The 18,604-nt window shown below is 64.1% G+C and carries 19 protein-coding genes; 8 read left to right on the top strand and 11 right to left on the bottom strand.

All coding sequences use genetic code 11. The annotated features are described in order from the left end of the window. Positions 1 to 122: 122 nt before the first annotated feature. Together ACV1FX_RS13820 and fabI are read right to left on the bottom strand one after the other, a co-directional pair. On the bottom strand, positions 123 to 722 hold the full coding sequence (locus tag ACV1FX_RS13820; protein ID WP_473118102.1) for a histidine phosphatase family protein: 600 nt from the start codon (positions 720 to 722) through the stop codon (positions 123 to 125). Between the two features lie 13 nt (positions 723 to 735). Then, complete coding sequence (fabI, locus tag ACV1FX_RS13825) at positions 736 to 1,551, bottom strand: enoyl-ACP reductase FabI (RefSeq protein ID WP_473118103.1); 816 nt, start codon at positions 1,549 to 1,551, stop codon at positions 736 to 738. A gap of 171 nt (positions 1,552 to 1,722) precedes the next feature. On the opposite strand from fabI, the gene ACV1FX_RS13830 reads away from it, so the two are divergent. Both ACV1FX_RS13830 and ACV1FX_RS13835 read left to right on the top strand, forming a co-directional pair. Beyond that, complete coding sequence (locus ACV1FX_RS13830) at positions 1,723 to 2,211, top strand: sigma-70 family RNA polymerase sigma factor (protein ID WP_473118104.1); 489 nt, start codon at positions 1,723 to 1,725, stop codon at positions 2,209 to 2,211. 130 nt (positions 2,212 to 2,341) lie between these two features. Then, positions 2,342 to 3,112, top strand: coding sequence for an anti-sigma factor family protein (locus tag ACV1FX_RS13835; protein WP_473118105.1), 771 nt, complete (start codon positions 2,342 to 2,344; stop codon positions 3,110 to 3,112). Between the two features lie 344 nt (positions 3,113 to 3,456). On the opposite strand, the gene ACV1FX_RS13840 is transcribed toward ACV1FX_RS13835, so the two are convergent. Together ACV1FX_RS13840 and ACV1FX_RS13845 are read right to left on the bottom strand one after the other, a co-directional pair. Then, positions 3,457 to 4,407: a DnaJ C-terminal domain-containing protein gene (locus ACV1FX_RS13840; protein WP_473118106.1), complete on the bottom strand. Its 951-nt coding sequence runs from the start codon at positions 4,405 to 4,407 to the stop codon at positions 3,457 to 3,459. A 113-nt stretch (positions 4,408 to 4,520) separates the two neighbouring features. After that, entirely contained in the window at positions 4,521 to 4,934 is a 414-nt protein-coding gene (locus ACV1FX_RS13845; protein ID WP_473118107.1) for an RT0821/Lpp0805 family surface protein, read from the bottom strand. Positions 4,935 to 5,047: 113 nt separating this feature from the next. Here ACV1FX_RS13845 and pdxH point away from each other — a divergent pair, with 113 nt between their 5' ends. From pdxH to ACV1FX_RS13860, 3 genes are read left to right on the top strand one after another with little or no spacing between them, the layout of a single operon-like run. Further along, a complete protein-coding gene (gene pdxH / locus ACV1FX_RS13850) occupies positions 5,048 to 5,689 on the top strand; it encodes a pyridoxamine 5'-phosphate oxidase (RefSeq protein ID WP_473118108.1) in 642 nt (213 codons plus the stop codon). A 21-nt stretch (positions 5,690 to 5,710) separates the two neighbouring features. Then, a complete protein-coding gene (locus ACV1FX_RS13855; protein ID WP_473118109.1) occupies positions 5,711 to 6,463 on the top strand; it encodes an SDR family NAD(P)-dependent oxidoreductase in 753 nt (250 codons plus the stop codon). A 26-nt stretch (positions 6,464 to 6,489) separates the two neighbouring features. Continuing rightward, on the top strand, positions 6,490 to 7,260 hold the full coding sequence (locus ACV1FX_RS13860) for a class I SAM-dependent methyltransferase (RefSeq protein WP_473118110.1): 771 nt from the start codon (positions 6,490 to 6,492) through the stop codon (positions 7,258 to 7,260). Between the two features lie 115 nt (positions 7,261 to 7,375). Here the strand turns inward: ACV1FX_RS13860 and ACV1FX_RS13865 are convergent, their stop codons facing one another. Together ACV1FX_RS13865 and ACV1FX_RS13870 are read right to left on the bottom strand one after the other, a co-directional pair. Further along, positions 7,376 to 7,594, bottom strand: a complete 219-nt coding sequence (locus ACV1FX_RS13865; RefSeq protein ID WP_473118111.1) for a hypothetical protein — start codon at positions 7,592 to 7,594, stop codon at positions 7,376 to 7,378. A 188-nt stretch (positions 7,595 to 7,782) separates the two neighbouring features. Beyond that, complete coding sequence (locus tag ACV1FX_RS13870) at positions 7,783 to 8,760, bottom strand: magnesium transporter CorA family protein (protein ID WP_473118112.1); 978 nt, start codon at positions 8,758 to 8,760, stop codon at positions 7,783 to 7,785. A 345-nt stretch (positions 8,761 to 9,105) separates the two neighbouring features. Here ACV1FX_RS13870 and ACV1FX_RS13875 point away from each other — a divergent pair, with 345 nt between their 5' ends. Then, positions 9,106 to 9,783 carry a L,D-transpeptidase gene (locus tag ACV1FX_RS13875; RefSeq protein ID WP_473118113.1) on the top strand — a complete coding sequence of 226 codons (678 nt, stop codon included), beginning with the start codon at positions 9,106 to 9,108 and terminating at the stop codon, positions 9,781 to 9,783. A 34-nt stretch (positions 9,784 to 9,817) separates the two neighbouring features. On the opposite strand, the gene ACV1FX_RS13880 is transcribed toward ACV1FX_RS13875, so the two are convergent. Then, complete coding sequence (locus tag ACV1FX_RS13880) at positions 9,818 to 10,909, bottom strand: extensin family protein (RefSeq protein WP_473118114.1); 1,092 nt, start codon at positions 10,907 to 10,909, stop codon at positions 9,818 to 9,820. 64 nt (positions 10,910 to 10,973) lie between these two features. Between ACV1FX_RS13880 and ACV1FX_RS13885 the strand changes: the two genes are divergently transcribed. Next, positions 10,974 to 12,602: a fatty-acid--CoA ligase gene (locus ACV1FX_RS13885; RefSeq protein WP_473118115.1), complete on the top strand. Its 1,629-nt coding sequence runs from the start codon at positions 10,974 to 10,976 to the stop codon at positions 12,600 to 12,602. A gap of 61 nt (positions 12,603 to 12,663) precedes the next feature. Here ACV1FX_RS13885 and ACV1FX_RS13890 read toward each other — a convergent pair whose 3' ends face one another. Next, entirely contained in the window at positions 12,664 to 13,860 is a 1,197-nt protein-coding gene (locus ACV1FX_RS13890; protein WP_473118116.1) for a hypothetical protein, read from the bottom strand. Between the two features lie 196 nt (positions 13,861 to 14,056). Here ACV1FX_RS13890 and ACV1FX_RS13895 point away from each other — a divergent pair, with 196 nt between their 5' ends. Beyond that, positions 14,057 to 14,911 carry a DUF1499 domain-containing protein gene (locus ACV1FX_RS13895; RefSeq protein WP_473118117.1) on the top strand — a complete coding sequence of 285 codons (855 nt, stop codon included), beginning with the start codon at positions 14,057 to 14,059 and terminating at the stop codon, positions 14,909 to 14,911. A 102-nt stretch (positions 14,912 to 15,013) separates the two neighbouring features. Here ACV1FX_RS13895 and ACV1FX_RS13900 read toward each other — a convergent pair whose 3' ends face one another. From ACV1FX_RS13900 to ribB, 3 genes are all read right to left on the bottom strand, one after another. After that, a complete protein-coding gene (locus ACV1FX_RS13900; protein WP_473118118.1) occupies positions 15,014 to 15,934 on the bottom strand; it encodes an MBL fold metallo-hydrolase in 921 nt (306 codons plus the stop codon). 183 nt (positions 15,935 to 16,117) lie between these two features. Then, positions 16,118 to 17,332 (bottom strand): acyl-CoA dehydrogenase, encoded by a 1,215-nt coding sequence (locus ACV1FX_RS13905; protein ID WP_473118119.1) that lies wholly within the window; start codon positions 17,330 to 17,332, stop codon positions 16,118 to 16,120. A 129-nt stretch (positions 17,333 to 17,461) separates the two neighbouring features. Further along, on the bottom strand, positions 17,462 to 18,538 hold the full coding sequence (gene ribB, locus ACV1FX_RS13910) for a 3,4-dihydroxy-2-butanone-4-phosphate synthase (protein WP_473118120.1): 1,077 nt from the start codon (positions 18,536 to 18,538) through the stop codon (positions 17,462 to 17,464). Positions 18,539 to 18,604 lie beyond the last annotated feature (66 nt).

The following is an 18,604-nucleotide window of genomic DNA, read 5'->3' on the forward strand; positions in this document are numbered from 1 at the left end:
GCGCTCAGGGAGCGGGCGTTCAACCCTGTTCCCGTCATTCCGGAGCGCCCGAAGGGCGAACCCGGAACGACGAGTTTCCGGGTTCGGTGCTTCGCACCGCCCCGGAATGAAGACGCCCTGGGTTAACTATGCTTCTCCAGCCGGCCGTCCCGGAACACGTAAACGACACCCTGCTCGATATAGAGCTCGGCGGCGCTCGCGGGGGTCTCCAGCCCGAGCGTCACCATCAGGGCACGCGCGGTGCCGCCATGGGCGACCGCGACCGTGTCGGTCCGGAGCTGGTCGTACCAGTCGCGCATGCGGGCCTGGACGTCGGCATAGGTCTCGCCGTCCGAGGGCGCCACCGTCCACTTGTCGATCAGGCGCCGCGCGTAGACATCAGGGTCGGCGGCTTCGCTCTCCGGCAGCGTCAGTCCCTCCCAGGCGCCGTAGCCGATCTCGCGCAGGCGGTCGTCGAGCGAATAGTCGGCAATCGGAAGGCCGAGCTTGCCGCGCGCGAGCTCCATGGTCATGCGCGCGCGCCCGAGCGGGCTCGAGACATAGGGCAGCAAAGCCTTGTCGCGGCCTTCGCGAGCAAAGAGATCGGCGAGGATGCCGGCGGCCTGCACGGCCTGGCCGCGGCCGCGCGCGTTCAGCGGGATGTCCTGCGTGCCTTGAAGGCGCCCGAGCGCATTCCACTCGGTTTCGCCGTGGCGAAGGTAGTAGATCGTGGGCGCGGGCATTGTCGAACGGAGGTTAGTCCTTCCCGCCCAGCGCCATATCCGGCGCATCCGGCCGCTTCATGCCGAGCACATGGTAGCCGGAATCGACGTGATGCACCTCGCCGGTAACGCCGCGCGACAGGTCCGACAGGAAATAGAGCGCGCTGCCGCCGACGTCCTCGGTCGTCACGTTGCGCCGCATCGGCGCGTTGACCTCGTTCCATTTCAGGATGTAGCGGAAATCGCCGATGCCCGAAGCGGCCAGCGTCTTGATCGGCCCCGCCGAGATCGCGTTGACGCGAATGTTCTTCTCACCGAGATCGGCAGCGAGATAGCGCACGCTGGCTTCCAGCGCGGCCTTCGCCACGCCCATGATGTTGTAATGCGGCATCCATTTCTCGGCGCCGTAATAGGACAGCGTGATGATCGAGCCGCCATCCGTCATCAGCTTCTCGGCGCGCTGCGCGATCGCGGTCAGCGAGTAGCAGGAGATCAGCATCGACTTGGTGAAGTTCTCCTGCGTGGTGTCGACATAGCGGCCGTCGAGCTGCTCGCCATAGGCGATCGCGTGCACCACGAAGTCGATCTTGCCCCATTTCTCCTGCACGACCGCAAACGCCGCATCGATGGACGCAGCGTCCGTCACGTCGCAATGGCCGAGCACGAGGCCACCGATCTCGGCGGCGAGCGGCTCGACCCGCTTCTTCAGCGCATCACCCTGATACGTGAATGCGAGCTCGGCGCCGGCGGCGTGGCATGCCTTGGCGATGCCCCAGGCGATCGAGCGGTTGTTGGCAACGCCGAGGATCACCCCGCGCTTGCCCTGCATCAGACCCGAATTCTGCGCCATGCCTGTCATCCAATCGAGCTGGTCAAGAGATCTGGAGGTACACCAGCGCCTCCCTGCGGTACAGTCCTAATCCGCGGCGTTAACGCTGTTTCGTTTGCCGGAATAGCCGTTCCGTTCGGGTGTTATGATCAGTGAAGGCGCTCGCGCCGAACGAAGGACAATCGAGGCGGCATGAGCGCGTTTCGCCAGAGTGTTGAAGCCATGATCCCGGCGCTTCGGCGCTATGCTCGTGCGCTCGCACGCGACGCCGACATCGCCGACGATCTGGTGCAGGACACGCTGGTGCGCGCGCTGCGCTCGGAGCGGCTGTTTCTCGGGGGCGACGTCAGGAGCTGGCTCTACACCATCCTGACCAACCTCAACAAGAACCGTCGCCGCTCGCTTGCGAGGCGACCGCAGTTCATGCAGCTCTCCGAGAACAATCCCGACGCCAGCGGGACGGAGGCAGAAGGGCGGGACATCGAGAAGGCGCTGGCGACGCTGGTGGAGGAGCAGCGCTCGGTGCTGCTGCTCGTGATGCTGGAAGGCTTGAGCTACCGCGAGGTCGCCGACATCCAGGGCGTGCCGATCGGCACGGTGATGTCGCGCCTTGCGCGCGCCCGGGCCCACATCAAGGCGGCGCTGGACGGCGAGCGGCCGGTGCTGAGAAGGGTCAAATGATGGCAGGGTTCGAGCAAAGGCCCACACATCGGATTTTCCGCGGGATTTTCGTCGCTTTATGCATGCTGCGGGGACGAATGGATTTGAACGGCAAACGATATTTCGAGCCGACGAGTCAGAGACGAGCGAAATGACCGAGCGCAGGATTTCCGTAACCGAGGACGAATTGCACGCCTATGTCGACGGCGAGTTGCCGGCTGAGCGCCGCGCCGACGTCGAGGCCTGGCTTGCCGCCCATCCCGAGGAGGCCGCGCGGGTGAACTCCTGGCGCGCGATGGCCGAGTTGCTGCACGTACGCTACGGCACCGTGGCACAGGAGCCGGTGCCGAGACGCCTGGAGCTCGAGCGGCTGGTGCGCCGCCCCAGGCAATGGCTCTATGGCGCGGCGGCAGCGGCCCTGCTGGCCTTCGTCGCCGGCGGCGCGGCCGGCTGGGTGGCGCACGGCGCCGCCAACAGGCCCTCGACCTTCCAGAGCTTCACCGAGGATGCGCTGGACGCCCACCGCCTCTACGTCGTCGAGGTTCGCCACCCCGTCGAGGTCCCCGGCAATGAGCGCGACCATCTCCAGGCCTGGCTGACCAAGCGCTGCGGATGGACGGTGTTCGCGCCGAATCTCGAGGCGAGTGGCCTCAAACTCGTCGGCGGCCGGCTGCTGCCGGGGCCGAACGGCCCGGCCTCCTTCCTGATGTATGAGGGCGCCTCCGGCGAACGGTTCACGATCTACACCGCCAAGACCGCGACCGGCGAAACGCAGATGCGTTACACCACGATGGACAAGGATGGCGCCTTGTTCTGGGCTGACCGCGGCGTCGGCTACGTCGTGAGCGGCGGCGGCGACCGCGACCGGCTCACCAAGGTCGCGCGCGCCGTCTACGACCAGGCGGAGAAGAACGGCACCTAGACAACCGCACAAGCGCGTTCGCCAAGATTCCGACATTGAAAATTTGGAATCAAGACATCGACACGTCTCATTATCGCACCGGATGATCACGCGAAAATGAGTAGCGTTCGATCCGCCGATCGGCGCAGGCGGCCTCGATTGGGGTTTTTGGTACCGCGCTGGTCCCCCTCTCGAGGCCGCACTCTTTTCGCGGCTGCCTTGCGGCAGCCGGCACGCCGGACACGACTGCGCCAGAGCGCCGCCGCGCTCCATGCGTCTATCGGAGCATTACCTGTTGGGGAAAATGCTCTCTGCGAGCGCACGATCCATTCCGACGAGCGCACCCCGCTCGTCCCGATCATGCGTTAGCCGAGCCCACTACGCGGATTGTAGGGGTGCTGGTCCCGCCACTTCTGCATCAATGCTTCAAGCTCGGCATCGTTCCCGTCCGGCAGCATGATGCGGGTGGTGACGAAGAGGTCACCCGTCCCACCCGATTTCGGCAGACCCTTGCCCTTGAGCCGGAAAGTCCGGCCGCTCGAGGTGTTTTTCGGGATCGTCAGTTCGACCGCATTGCCGAGCGTCGGCACACGGACCTTGCCGCCGAGCACCGCCTCATAGAGCGTGACCGGCAAATCGATCCGCAAATCGGCGCCATCGACCTTGAAGAACGGATGCGGGCCAATGGTGACGGTGATGAGCAGGTCGCCCGGCGGATGGCCGGGGGCGGTCTCGCCCTGCCCCTTAAGCCGGATCTGCTGCCCGCTCGTAACCCCGGCCGGAATCTTGACGTTGAGCTCCTTGCCGGTCGGCAGCCGGACGCGCTTGTCCCCGCCATGGACCGCCTCTTCCAGCGATACAGTCATGGCGACGTTGAGGTCGAGATCGACCCCGACCCCGCCGGTGTCGAACTCGAATTGCGGGCCGCCACCGGGGCGTGCACCGCGTGCCGCGCCGCCGAACATGCTGTTGAGAATGTCCTCGAACGCGCCTCCACCCGGACCGCCGCCGCCGGAACGGAATGAGTATTCGAAGCCACCGGGGCCGGCGCGCCCGCGCGGGCCCCCGCCGCCCGGAAAGCCCTGGAAGCGCGGCTTGCCGTCGGCATCGATCTCGCCGCGATCGAACTGCTTGCGCTTGTCCTCGTCGCCAAGGATCTCGTTCGCAGTGTTGATCTCGGCGAAGCGCTCGGCTGCCTTCGGGTCGTTCTTGTTGCTGTCGGGATGATGCTTCTTGGCGAGCTTGCGATAGGCGCTCTTGATCGCGGCAGCGTTGGCGCTCCGCGGCACCCCCAAGACCTCATAGGGGTCGCGCATCCGTCACGTCTCCCTTCACGGAAATCGATGGTGTCAAAAAGGGCTCCCCGCCCCACCTGTCAATCATCTGGGGTGCCCGTGGCATTTTTGCAACTAGGCTCGCTGAGCGAATCCTAGCTCCGCCATGGCTTTAGCGTATGAATCTCCCAACGGCCATGGCCGGTCTGGCAGCCGGCGCCCTGGAGCCAGCTTTCGGTCCGGCCGTTGACGTAGCTCGCCAGGAAATCCCGGCATTTGCGGCCGTCTTCGGCGGCGTAGGACTGCGCGATCGGGGTCACCGAGCCGCGTGCTCCGGTCTGCGGATTTTCCCAGTGCTGGCTGGCATCCTTGTCGCCCTGGCTCAGCACGTCTGAGGCCGCGTTGCGGGCGAAGGCGAGATCGCTCTCGGTCGGCGCCTGAGCGGTGATCGCCCCGGTGACATCGCTGTCGTCCATCTTGGCGAACGGTCCCTTGGCCAAGGCGCTGCCGCCATCAGTGCGTGAGAGGCTGCAGCCGCCTGCGCCGAGCCCGATTAGAATCATTGTCATGACGAGGCCGGAGGGCCGGATCGCCGATAGGCCAACGGTGCCCCATGCCCTATATAGGGCGGAAGCGGACAACACCACGCTTTGGGCCGCAGAACGCAACTCGGACTCCAGACATGACCGACACGACCTCGATGAAACACCAGACACCCTTAACATCCGGTGATTTCACCGCCGCCGACGAGCCGTTCGCGCTGTTCGAGGCCTGGCTGAACGAGGCGATCAAGAGCGAGCCGAATGATCCCAACGCGATGGCGCTCTCGACCGTCGACGCGGACGGCCTGCCAGACGTGCGCATGGTGCTGATGAAAGGCTTCGATACCGACGGTTTCGTCTTCTACAGCCACATCGCGAGCCAGAAGGGCCGTGAACTCGCCGCAAATCCTAAGGCCGCGTTACTTTTTCACTGGAAGTCGCTGCGCCGACAGGTGCGCATCCGCGGCAACGTGACGCCGGTGACCGACGCGGAAGCCGACGCCTATTTCGCCACTCGCCCCAAGCAGGCGCAGATCGGCACTTGGGCCAGCAAGCAGTCCGAGGCGCTGGAGAGCCGGTTCGCCTTCGAGCAGGCGATCGCCAAGGTCGCCGCCAAGTACATCATCGGCGAGGTGCCGCGGCCGCCGGGCTGGAGCGGCTGGCGCATCACGCCATTGCGTATCGAGTTCTGGCACGACCGCCCGTTCCGATTGCACGACCGCATCGAATTTCGCCGTGACGCGGTGGGCCAGCCATGGTCCAAGACGCGGATGTATCCCTAAGGCCCGAAACTGAAAGACCCCATGCCGCATTCATCCAACGCGCCGCGCCGCACGCTGCTCCTGACCGGGGCGAGCCGCGGTATCGGCCACGCCACCGTGATCCGCTTCTCGTCGGCGGGCTGGCGCGTCATCACCTGTTCGCGGCATGCGTTTCCCGAGGACTGCCCGTGGGACGCCGGCCCGGAGGATCACATCCAGGTCGACCTTGCCGATCCCGCGGACACCTCGCGCGCAATCGATGAGATCCGCCGTCGCCTCGAAGGCGGCACGCTGCATGCGCTCGTCAACAACGCCGCGATCTCACCGAAGGGCCCCGGCGGCGGCCGGCTAGGCTCAGTCGATACCGATCTCGACACCTGGACGCACGTCTTCCACGTCAACTTCTTTGCGCCGATCATGATCGCGCGCGGGCTGATCGAGGAGTTGAAGGCTGCGAAGGGATCGGTGGTCAACGTGACATCGATCGCCGGCTCGCGGGTGCATCCCTTCGCGGGCGCGGCCTATGCCACCTCGAAAGCCGCGCTCGCCGCGCTCACGCGCGAGATGGCCTCCGACTTCGGTCGCGTCGGCGTGCGCGTCAATGCGATCGCGCCGGGCGAGATCGACACCTCGATCCTGTCGCCGGGCACCGAGAAGATCGTCGACCAGCAAATCCCGATGCACCGTCTCGGCACGCCTGACGAGGTCGCCAAGATCATATACGTGCTATGCACGGAAACGTCGTCCTACGTGAACGGCGCCGAGATCCACATCAACGGCGGCCAACACGTGTAGATGAGGAAAGGACCGCGGGAGGAGCGATGGGTCGGTTCGCAACGACGGCTGCGCTCTACGAGGACCTGCGGCCACCTTATCCGCCGGAATTCTTTCGCAGCGTCGCGCAGAAGCTCGCCCTCACCGAGCGATCCGCGCTGATCGACCTCGGCACCGGCCCCGGGCTGCTCGCTCTGGGCTTCGCCCCCTATGTCGGCCGCATTGTCGGCGTCGACCCGGAACCGGACATGGTCGAGGCCGCACGGCGTGCGGCCGCGCGCGCCGGCCGGAATCTCAGGCTGATCGAGAGCAAGGCCGAGATGCTTCCGGCCGGCATCGGCACTTTCGACCTCGTGACAATCGGGCGTGCCCTGCATTGGATGGATCGTGCGTCCATCCTTGCAGTGTTCGAGCGGCTGGTCGCGCAAGACGGCGCGATCGCCATCTGCGTGTCGTTTTCAGCCCCCGATGGACGCAATCCGTGGCTCGACGATTACAATGCGGTGCGCCGCAACTGGTCACAAGCCGGCTTCTGGGCGGATGCCGGCCGCGGCGAGCGAATACACCGCGACCTGCCGGACTTTTTCCAAGGTAGCGCATTTCACGTGGCGGACGTGATCAGGGTCGAGACGAGGCACGAGATCAGCGTGACTGATCTGGCGCGGCGCGTGCTCACCTTTTCCTCGTCATCGCCCGAAGTATTGGGTGACAATGTCGAGGCGATGCTGCGCGATGTCGAGGAGCGTCTTGCGCCCTTCAGCCGCAATGGCGTGATCACCGAAACGCTGCTGACTGTGGCGGAGATCGTGAGGCGCTAAGGGATTGCGCGACGATGCGGCTTTTTTTCAAGTATGACCCGTACCTGGAAACGGAAGCAAGGCAATCCAGACAAAGCCGCCGCAAGACCTGGATTGCCTTAACCCCTCCCGTTTCTCAATCGGCACGAATGCGACGCGACGTCTCGCGCAGCCGCGGAGCGGCTACGTTGAATGCTGTCGAGCAGTCGTCGTCGTTCTCACCATCGAGCAGCGGAGCACCACAGTGCCGGCACAGCCGTGCCGACATCGACGACGCCTTGCCGTTCGCCACGACCTGACGATAGCTCGCCAGATCGATGACGTTGCGGAGCGTCGTTATGCTTTTTTCAACCATGGCTGTTCCTCGCGGCTTACCCGCTGCTTATCGCAGACAAGTTTCGCCCAAACGTTCAGCCCAACACTCAAATTTTAGCTGAGGAAATGAGGCAGAGATTGTGACCCAGATACTGTCTACACAGCGCCACATTTCACAACGCGCGTTCACCGTCTCTCCGCAAACGGCGTAACCGTTCGGTAGCTATCTCACAGCCACTTCTTCCACTTGAATATCCAGTACGGAACAATCGCGGCAGCAAGCATCATCACCAGCGCCATCGGATAACCATGCGCCCATTCGAGCTCCGGCATCGCCTTGAAGTTCATGCCGTAGATTGACGCGATCAGCGTCGGCGGCATCAGAACCACGGCCATCACCGAGAACAGCTTGATGATGTTGTTCTGCTCGAGGTTGACGACGCCCAGCATGGCGTCGAGCACGAAGGTGATCTTGTTCGAGAGATAGGAGGCATGGTCGGTCAGCGATGCCACGTCACGCTGCATGGTCTTGAGCTGCTCGCGCATGTCCTTGGACCATTTCACGCCTTCCACGATCGCCGACAGGAAGGTGACGACGCGGCCGATCGACACCAGACTCTCGCGAACCTTCGACGTCAGGTCGCCCTTGCGGCCGATTGCGATCAGTATCTGGGAATATTGCTTGGCATGACCGTGGCGCTCGCTCTCGGGCTCGAAAATGTCGTGCGAGACTTGGTCGATGTCGGCGCCGCAGCGTTCGAGAATGTCGGCGCAGCGGTCGATCACGGCGTCCAGAAGTTCCATCAGTACCATCTCGCCGGTGATGGCGGGGGTGCAGGCGCGGGCCAGCTTGGCCTCGACCAGCGCGAAGGGCTTCGGCAGGTCATAACGTACCGTCACAAGCCGATGGTCGCCGAGGATGAAGGTGACCGCGGTGGTCCGGGGCATGTCGGTATCGGAGTGGCACATCAGCGTCGCCGTCATGTAACGCGCGCTGTTCTCGATATAGAGACGGCTGGAAATCTCGATCTCCTGCATGTCCTCCCGGGTCGGGATCGCGATACCTGCGAGCCGTTCCACCGCTTTGTCCTCCGCGGCGGTAGGATTGAACAGGTCGATCCACACCGCGTTCTCCGGCAGCACCGCGAGATCTTCTACGACGGCCTTCTTCAGGGAGGACTCGGAGGGAACGAACACGGAAAACATGAACTACTCCAGTGGGGGACCGAAAGGCGGGTTTACGGCCCTTAGCGCGATTCTGGCAGGTGCGGGATGACAATCACATTAACGGGGCGTTCGCATTTGTGGCCGGCCGATGGCGCAACCGTGGCGCGGAATCGCCTACTCGGCATCACTTGCTCAAAAATCGGCCCAGAGCCCCCAAAACTTGCGGCAAAAAAGCCACAGCTTGGGCCTTGCAGCGCGGGATAAAGCCCTAAAAGCTGGAATTGTGGCAGGTTTCAACCGATAATAGGTCTATCGGAATCGTGGAACTTGGGCGGCAAGCTCGAGGCCCGCGCATGGGTATTTGTTTCGATTGGAACCAAGCCAATGTCGTCGCTGAAAGTTAAGTTGGGAATCCTGGCCGCCGGCCTGATGCTGTCGGGCTGCATGCAAGCCACGCATTACGAGGCGACCGATACCAAGGCCTTCAAGCCGAAGGACAAGGAACTCCTCGCCAAGATTCGGTACGAGAACACCCCCGTCGCCGAGCCGTTCCGCCGCGCCATCGTCGATTACCACCGCAAGGAATCGCCGGGCTCGATCGTGGTCGATTCCGACAATCATTACCTCTACTACGTGATGGATGGCGGCAAGGCGATCCGCTACGGCATCACCGTCGGCGAAGAAGCCATGGCGTGGTCGGGCATCGCCAAGGTCGGCAGCATGACCGAATGGCCGGCCTGGCATCCGACCCCCGGCGAAATCTCGCGCCTGGGCGTGCCGACCTATGTGGCGCCGGGTCCCGACAATCCGATGGGCTCCCGCGCGATGTATCTCTACTCGGGCGGCAAGGACACGCTGTTCCGCATCCACGGCACCAACCAGCCCGAATATATCGGCGCCTCGATCTCGTCGGGCTGCATCCGCCTGACCAACGAGGACGCGATCGACCTCTACAACCGTGTCAAGGTCGGCACCATCGTGGTTGTGCTCGAGCCGAAGCACGGCGATTCCCCGTACAATTCACAGCTCGCGCTGCGCGGTGGCGGCAATTCACAGTACTAGGCTTGTCTGAGGCTTTCGAAAAAGCGCCGGCTCGCTACCGGCGCTTTTTTGTTGCCGGCTTCCGGGGCGCCTGGGGCGCGCCGGCGGGCTCGTCCGGCTGTGGCGCGCCAGACCTCGCCGCATCGCCCTGCTCCGCGCCCTCCTTGGTCTCCTCCGACTTGGAAGCCGACTTGGCATCGGACTTGGCATCCGACTTGGCCGCCACCTCGCGCGGCGGGGCTTCCTCAGGCCGTTCGGCCGGCAGCAGCGGCGCGACCTGCGGCAGTTGATCCCAGACGTTCCACTGACAGATCCGGTAGTTGTTGCGGCGCTGCATCAGATCGAGATGGATATGGTCCTCGTGATACCAGTCCGATCCCGGCCCCAGCACGGTCGAAAAACGCGCGCAGACCGAATGCAGCACGCGCTCGCGCAACTCCCGCGGCACGGTACGGTCGGTCAGCCCGATCGACTGCCCGTTGGCGAGCTTGAACGCGCGCACGTCGAGCGCGTTGGCGCGGCCATGCTCGGACAGCATAGCGCCAACGATACGATTTCGGCCGCGACACTCGAAGGAATCGAAATTGTCGAGATCGCTGATGGTGCTTCCAAGGCTCGTCGCGAGCGGCGCCATGTCCGAGCGCACCCAGTCGGCAATGGCCGACGCCATGCCACAGCGAAGGATAGCGGCCGGCTTGACCTGCACCTTGCGCTTGTCCGGCAGCACGATCGCCTCGAGCCGCACCAGATCCTCGCCGCCGCAGGCCCCCGGACCATGAATGTCGGGGATCGAGGGTGCGATGGCAATTTCCTCGGTCAGGGCGAGGCGACAGGCCGAGGCCTGCTTCTCTGGCGGCGGCGCCGGTTCGACCGTCTTGTCGGCAGGCGGCTTGCCTTCTGCGGCCGGAGCTTGCGGCTCGGTTTTTGGCGCTTCGTCCGGCCGTGGCTTCGGCAAGGGGATCTTGGCCGCGTGAACCGTTCTGTGAGGCCAGGGCGCGCCGAGGCCGAACAGGTCAAACGGTGGGGCGAATTTCCGCGCCTCGGCAGGCGCGAGCGACAGCAGCGCGACGGTAACCATTGCCGCGCCGGCGGACATATAGCCGCGACAAGACCATTTGCGGCAAAAGTCCGGCACGCTAAAATTCATGACAATTCTTTGGCCCAGAGCTGAGAGCAATAACAAGTCCAGCCCTATTCGGAGGAACATCGGAATGCTTGGTTTGATGCAAGATTGGCCTCTGCTCTGCCACCGGATCATCGAACATGCCGCTCGGATTCATGGCAAGCAGGAGGTCGTCACGCGCTCGGTCGAAGGACCGATCCATCGCACCAACTATGCCGAAATCCACGCGCGCGCCCTGAAAGTTTCGCAGATGCTGGAGCGCGACGGCATCAAGCTCGGCGACCGCGTCGCCACGATCGCCTGGAATACCTGGCGCCATCTCGAGGTCTGGTACGGCATCATGGGCATCGGCGCCATCTGCCATACCGTCAATCCCCGGCTTTTCCCCGAGCAGATCGCCTGGATCATCAACCATGCGCAGGACCGCATCGTGATGGCCGACATCACCTTCGTTCCGATCCTGGAGAAGCTCGCCGACAAGCTGCCGAGCGTGGAGCGCTATGTCGTGCTCACCGACAAGGCACATATGCCGCAGACCACGCTGAAAAACGCCGTCGCCTATGAGGAGTGGATCGGGGAGGCCGACGGCAAGTTCGCATGGAAGGATTTCGACGAGAACACGGCCGCCGCCATGTGCTACACCTCCGGCACGACGGGCGATCCCAAGGGCGTCTTGTATTCGCATCGCTCCAACGTGCTGCACGCCCTGATGGCCAACAATGTCGACGCGCTCGGCACCAGCGCGTCCGAGACAATGCTGCCGGTGGTGCCGCTGTTCCATGCCAACAGTTGGGGCATCGCCTTTTCCGCTCCTTCGCAGGGCACCAAGCTCGTGATGCCCGGCGCCAAGCTCGACGGCGCCTCGGTCTATGAACTGCTCTCGACCGAGAAGGTGACCCACACGGCAGGCGTGCCCACGGTGTGGCTGATGCTGCTCCAGCACATGGCCGCCAATAATCTGAAGCTGCCGGACCTGAAGATGGTGATCTGCGGCGGCTCGGCGATGCCGCGCTCGATGATCAAGGCCTTCCTCGACATGGGCTCGAACGTGCGCCACGCCTGGGGCATGACCGAGATGAGCCCGATCGGCACCGTCGCGGCGCTGAAGCCTCCGTTCCAGACTGCGACCGGCGAGGCCCGGCTCGACGTGCTGCAGATGCAGGGCTACGCCCCGTTCGGCGTCGAGATGAAGATCACCGACGATGCCGGCAAGGAGCTGCCTTGGGACGGCAAGACCTTTGGCCGCCTCAAGGTCTCCGGCCCTTCGGTCGCCAAGGCCTATTACCGCGTCGACACCAATATCCTCGACGACGAAGGCTTCTTCGACACCGGCGACGTCTCGACCATCGATGAGGCCGGCTACATGCGGATCACCGACCGTTCCAAGGACGTGATCAAGTCCGGCGGCGAGTGGATCTCCTCGATCGATCTGGAAAACCTCGCGGTCGGCCACCCCGCGGTGGCGGAGGCCGCCGTGATTGGCGTCTACCACCCGAAATGGGACGAGCGTCCGCTCCTGATCGTGCAGCTCAAGCAAGGCCAGAACGCCACGCGCGAGGACATCCTGAAGTTCATGGACGGCAAGATCGCGAAATGGTGGATGCCCGACGACGTCGCCTTCGTCGACGGCATCCCGCATACCGCGACTGGCAAGATCCTGAAGACGGCGCTGCGCGACCAGTTCAAGGATTACCGCTTCCCGAACGCGGCGGCGTAACGCATCGCAAGCATCAGCAATGCGGCCCCTGCGAGATCGGGGGCCGCATCGTTTCGGGCGCTCACAATTGCGAGCAGCGAAAGCCCTCCTCCGGCCGGCTGAAGAACATCCGCTGCTCCTTCACGACGAGCACGAGTTGATTGCGGTCGCGCAATGTGCCGCACAGGTCTTTCGCAATGGCCTTGAATACGCGTGTCTCGGCATAGGGCGTCACGTTGAGGTCCTCGATCGCCCAGCGCTGGAGATTGAGCACATTAGTGTTGTCGGAGGTGTGGACGAGGCGCGACCTGACGCTGCTCGGCGTTGTCGCTGCGCCGAGATCGCTGAGATAGATCTGCGCCTCCGTCAGATTGCCGGAATAGAGCGCCGAAGACAGGTAGGAATCCCAGAGATTGAAGAAGCTCAGCATGGGCAGCACGGCGAACAACGCCAAGGCCGCGCCGTGACGAAGGTCGCGTACGTTCCACACGACGTCGCGCCAGGAGAAGTCAGCCTCCCCCGAAAACAGCAGCACGTCGAAGACCCCCATCGTCGCGGTCCATGGCCAGACGACGTTGTTCCAGTTCAGCCCGAGCGGGCCGAACATCGCCAGGATGAAGACATGCATGGCGACCGCGGCGACCAGCGAGACGCGACGGAAACGCCGCGTCAGCAAACCAGCGCCGAACGCCACCTGGATGAAGGGGACCGCAAAGCCGAAGGCATTGAGAACGCTGCCGAGCGACGGGAGCAGGCCCGTGATCGGCGTGACGACCCAGGGAAAATCGTACTCCATGAAGTTGAGGTTGATCTTCTGGAGACCTGAGAAGACGTAGGTGAAGGCAACGACCAGCCGGGCTACGTTGAGCGTGCGCAGGTCCTCGGCATGATCCGCGCCGCGGCTTTCCCCGAGCACCAAGATCGCGAGTAGGCAGCTGTATTGAAAGACCCAGGGTTGCCACCGCGTCTGGTCCGCGAGGCAGAACGCTGCGACGATGGCGAGGAAGCCGGTGACCGACCAAGGCGAGCGGGGAGCCAGCACGGCGAGTCCCGCCAACACGAACAGCGCGCCATAGAGGATGACCGCGACGGTGCCCTCGATCGGGGGCAGGATCGAGACGACCGGCACCTCCGGATAGGAACGCGGCCCGATCCACAAGGCCGGACACATCAACAGCCCGACGCAGAACGCAGCGAGGATGGCCAGACGGAGCAAAAATAGCCTCTGCGCCAGAGCCGCATCGCCAAGACGATCGCGCCGATTGTCCCGCCTCACCATGGTCCCTCCCCCGCAAACAGCCATACACAATTGGTGGTTTACGAAGGACTATGGTTCGATCGCCGCGGTTGGGGGACGGAACGGGGGATAAGACCGGGGATAAACCGCTTCACAGGCCTGCGGAAAATGCGCTAGGTCAGCTTGCTCCCGTCGCCCGTGTCCCGCAACCGGCGACTGACATCGATGATGGAACAGCATGGCTCGCAGGTTTTCCGCTCCCTACCAGTCGGAGCCCGTCTCCGGGCTCGCCAGTTGGGCGCGCAATCTGGCTGTGTTCGCGGTGGTGGCGGTCCTGGTCTCGATCATCATCGTCCGCTTCGGCTTTCTGGAGATCAAGCCGGCGCTGGCGACCTTCTTCGGCGGGCTGGCGATCGCGGTGCTCTCCATCCTGTTCGGGCTCGCGGGCTTTGCTGCGATCTGGCAGAACGGCTCGCGCGGCATGGCGCGCATCCTGCTCGCCTTCCTGATCAACGGGCTGATCCTCGCCTATCCCGCCTATCTCGCCTTCCAATACCGCAGGCTGCCGGCGATCCACGACATCACCACCGATCCGATCGACCCGCCGCGCTTCGAGGCCTTGGCGCGCCTTCGCACCGGCGACGGCGCCAATCCAGCCGTCTATGCCGGCCTCTATTCGGCCGAGCAGCAGCGCCATTTCTATCCGGACATCGAGCCGATCGAGCTCGAGATTTCCGTCGACCGGGCCTACGCACTGTCCCTCCAGATCGCCAACAAGCGCAAATGGCTGATCATCGACGAGCGTCCGCCGCAACCGCCGCGCCGCATCGGCCGCATCGAAGCGGTGGCACGCACACCGATCATGGGTTTCCGGGAGGATGTCTCGATCCGCATCGTACCTGACGGCGACGATTCCCGCGTCGATATCCGCTCGGCCTCGCGTTACTTCGACAGCGACCTCGGCAGCAACGCCGCACGCGTCAGCAAGTTCATCGACGATCTCAACACCGCGGCCGACGCCGATGCGCTGAAGCCGGCGAAGAAGGCACCGGTCGTCCCCGTCAAGCCGCCGGCGAAGACGGTGAAGAAATAGCGCTCTAGCGTCATCCCGGGGCGATGCGCAGCATCGAACCCGGATCTCGATATTTGTGGCGCGAAATTCCGGGTTCTCGCTTCGCGAGCCCCGGAATGACGATCAGGCTGCCAGCCGATACGTCCCCGAAATCACGGGATCGCCGTCCGTCGCCACCACGCCACGGGCGACGAGGTCCTCCAGATGCGCCAGCACCGAATAGCCGGCCGCCGTCGTGAGCCTCGGATCGATGCCGATATAGATCGCGCGTACCATGGTCGGGATGTCAGCCTCGCCCTTGGCAAGGCGATGCAGGATCGAGGCTTCTCGCGCCTTGCGGTGGCGGATCAGGAAGCGCACATAGCGCGGCCCTTCGGGAATCTCGGCGCCGTGGCCGGAGAAATACAGATCCTCCTCGCGCGCAGCGAGCCGGTCGAGCGAGTCCATGTAATCGATCATCGAACCGTCGGGCGGAGCCACGATCGAGGTCGACCAGCCCATCACATGATCGCCGACGAAGCTGAATTTCCGTTCGGGCCAGGCGAAGGCAAGATGGTTGGCCGTGTGGCCCGGCGTCGCGACGGCTTCGAGCCGCCAGCCTGAGCCTTCGATGATGTCGCCATGCACCACCCTGACGTCGGGCACGAAGTCACGATCGGACCCCGATTCCGGATTGTGCTTCTCGCTCTCGAAGCGCGGGCGCGAGGCGCGATGCGGGCCTTCGGCATAGACAGTTGCGCCGGTCGCCTGCTTGATGCGGCCGGTATTCGGCGAATGGTCGCGATGAGTGTGAGTGACGAGAATATGCGTCACGGTCTCGCCGCTGACGGCATCGAGCAGCGCCGCCGCATGGGCTTCGTTGTCGGGACCGGGATCGATGATCGCAACCTTGCCCTGGCCGACAATGTAGCTGACGGTACCGGTGAAGGTGAACGGGCTCGGATTGTTGCAGAGCACGCGGCGCACGCCGGGACGGACTTGCTCGACGACGCCGGGCTTCAGCGGAAAATTGCGGTTGAACGGGACGTCGTCGTTGTCGGACATTGGGCTTCCTGCACGTACCGCCACACCTTGGTCATACCCCGCGAAGCGGGGTATCCAGTACGCCGCAGCGTCCGAGGCGAAGGCGAGGTCTCTGGAATACTGGATCCCCCGCCCCAGTGCGCAATTGAGCACAAGGCGGGCGATGACAACGAAGCAGATCAACTTCGTCCGAGAACTTGCCGCTCAGAAAAACGCCTGGATGCCCGTGATCGCGCGGCCGAGGATCAGGGCATGGACGTCGTGCGTGCCCTCGTAAGTGTTGACCGTCTCGAGGTTATGGACATGGCGCATGACGTGGTACTCGATCGAGATGCCGTTGCCGCCATGCATGTCGCGCGCGGCGCGGGCGATATCGAGTGCCTTGCCGCAATTGTTGCGCTTGACGATCGAGATCATCTCGGGCGCGAACTTGCCTTCATCCATCAGGCGGCCGACGCGCAGGCTGGCCTGGAGGCCCAGCGCGATCTCGGTCTCCATATCCGCGAGCTTCTTCTGCACGAGTTGGGTTGCGGCGAGCGGCTTGCCGAACTGCTTGCGATCGAGCGTGTATTGCCGGGCGCGGTGCATGCAGTCCTCGGCCGCGCCGATGGCGCCCCAGGAGATGCCGTAGCGGGCGCGGTTGAGGCAGCCGAACGGCCCCTTGAGGCCGGACACGTTGGGCAGCAGCGCACTTTCGGGCACCACGACCCCGTCCATCACGACCTCGCCGGTGATGGAGGCACGCAACGACAGCTTGCCGCCGATCTTCGGCGCGGAGAGGCCCTTCATGCCCTTCTCCAGCACGAAGCCGCGGATCTGGTTGTCGTGCTCGGCCGACTTGGCCCAGACCACGAACACGTCGGCGATCGGCGCATTCGAGATCCACATCTTGCTGCCGGTGAGGCGATAGCCGTCCGAGACCTTCTCGGCGCGCGTCTTCATGCCGGCCGGATCGGAACCGGCGTCGGGCTCGGTCAGGCCGAAGCAGCCGACCCACTCGCCGCTGGCAAGCTTCGGCAGGTATTTCTTGCGCTGGTTCTCGTCGCCATAGGCGTAGATCGGATACATCACCAGCGAGGACTGCACCGAGTTCATCGAGCGATAGCCGGAATCGACCCGCTCGATCTCGCGGGCGACGAGGCCGTAGGCGACGTAGCCCGCATTGGCGCAGCCATATTCCTCCGGCAGCGTGATGCCGATCAGGCCGAGTTCGCCCATCTCGTTGAAGATCTCACGATCGGTCTTCTCTTCGAGATAGGCCTTGGTGACGCGCGGCAGCAGCTTGTCCTGGGCGTAGGCTCGCGCGGTGTCTCGCACCATGCGTTCGTCTTCGGTGAGCTGCTCGTCGAGCAGCAACGGATCGTCCCACTGAAAAGAAGCCGCAGCCGGCTTGTCCTTGGCCTGAGGGCGCACGCTCATGAAACGTCCTTTCGCGTCTGGTTCCGTATAATTGACCGTTAAATTAAAGCGCCGAAGCGCGAGTTGCAATTGCGTCCTGGTTACGGGCGTTCCGGGACCGGCGTGGTGCAAGCACGGAACGACCGCGCGTCAGCTCTCGAATGGCTCGTTGGCCACGATCTCGATGCCGAAGCCGGACAGGCCCTTGTAGTCATGCACCGACGACGTCAGATGCCGGATGGAGGTAACCCCGAGATCGCGCAGGATTTGCGCGCCGACGCCGACCTCGCGCCATTGCCGGTTGCGGTCGGCCTCAGCCGTTGATTCATCCGGCAAGGGCGCCACGGGAACGCCGGCCGCGCCATCGCGCAAGTAGACCAAAACGCCGCGACCGGCCTTCTTGAAATGATCGAGCACGAGCTGCATGCGCTTGTGGCCGGTGAAGATGTCCTTGACGATGTTCGGCTTGTGGAAGCGCGTCAGCACGTTCTTGCCGTCGCCAACGCCGTTATAGACGAAGGCGACATGGGCGATGGAATCGAAGGGCGAACGGTAGGCATAGCCCTGCAACGGCCCGATCGGGCTTTCGGTCACGAAGGTCGCGACCCGCTCGATCAGCTTTTCGCGCGCCTGGCGGTATGCGATCAGGTCGGCAATCGTGACATGCTTGAGCTTGTGCCGGGCGGCAAACTGGGCGACCTGCTCGCCCTTCATCACGCTGCCGTCGTCGTTCATCAGCTCGCTGATGACGCCGACGGGCGGCAGGCCGGAGAGCTTGCAGAGATCGACGGCGGCCTCGGTATGACCGGAGCGCAGCAGCACGCCGCCATCCTTGGCGATCAGAGGAAAGATGTGGCCAGGACGGGCGAAATCGCCGGCGCCGACGTTGGGATTGGCGAGCGCGCGGCAGCAGGAGGCGCGCTCCTCGGCCGAGATGCCGGTGCCGCCGTCGGGCTTGTAGTCGATCGAGACCGTGAAGGCCGTGGTGTGGGCGGAGTCGTTATGGGCGACCATCGGATCGAGCCGCAGGCGCCGCGCGTCCTCCGTGGTGATCGGCGCGCAGACGATGCCCGAGGTATGGCGGATGATGAACGCCATCTTCTCGGCGGTGCAGAGCGAGGCGGCGACGATGAGATCGCCCTCGCCTTCCCGGTCCTCGTCATCGGTGACGACGACGAGCTCACCCTTGGCAAAGGCCTGCAAGACTTCCTGTATGGTATCGGGCATGTCCAATCTCTGGCTATGGTGGCCGGAGGCTTAGCCGGACTTCGATCCGCGCGCTAGTGTCCCGGA

Source organism: Bradyrhizobium ingae (assembly GCF_055791185.1).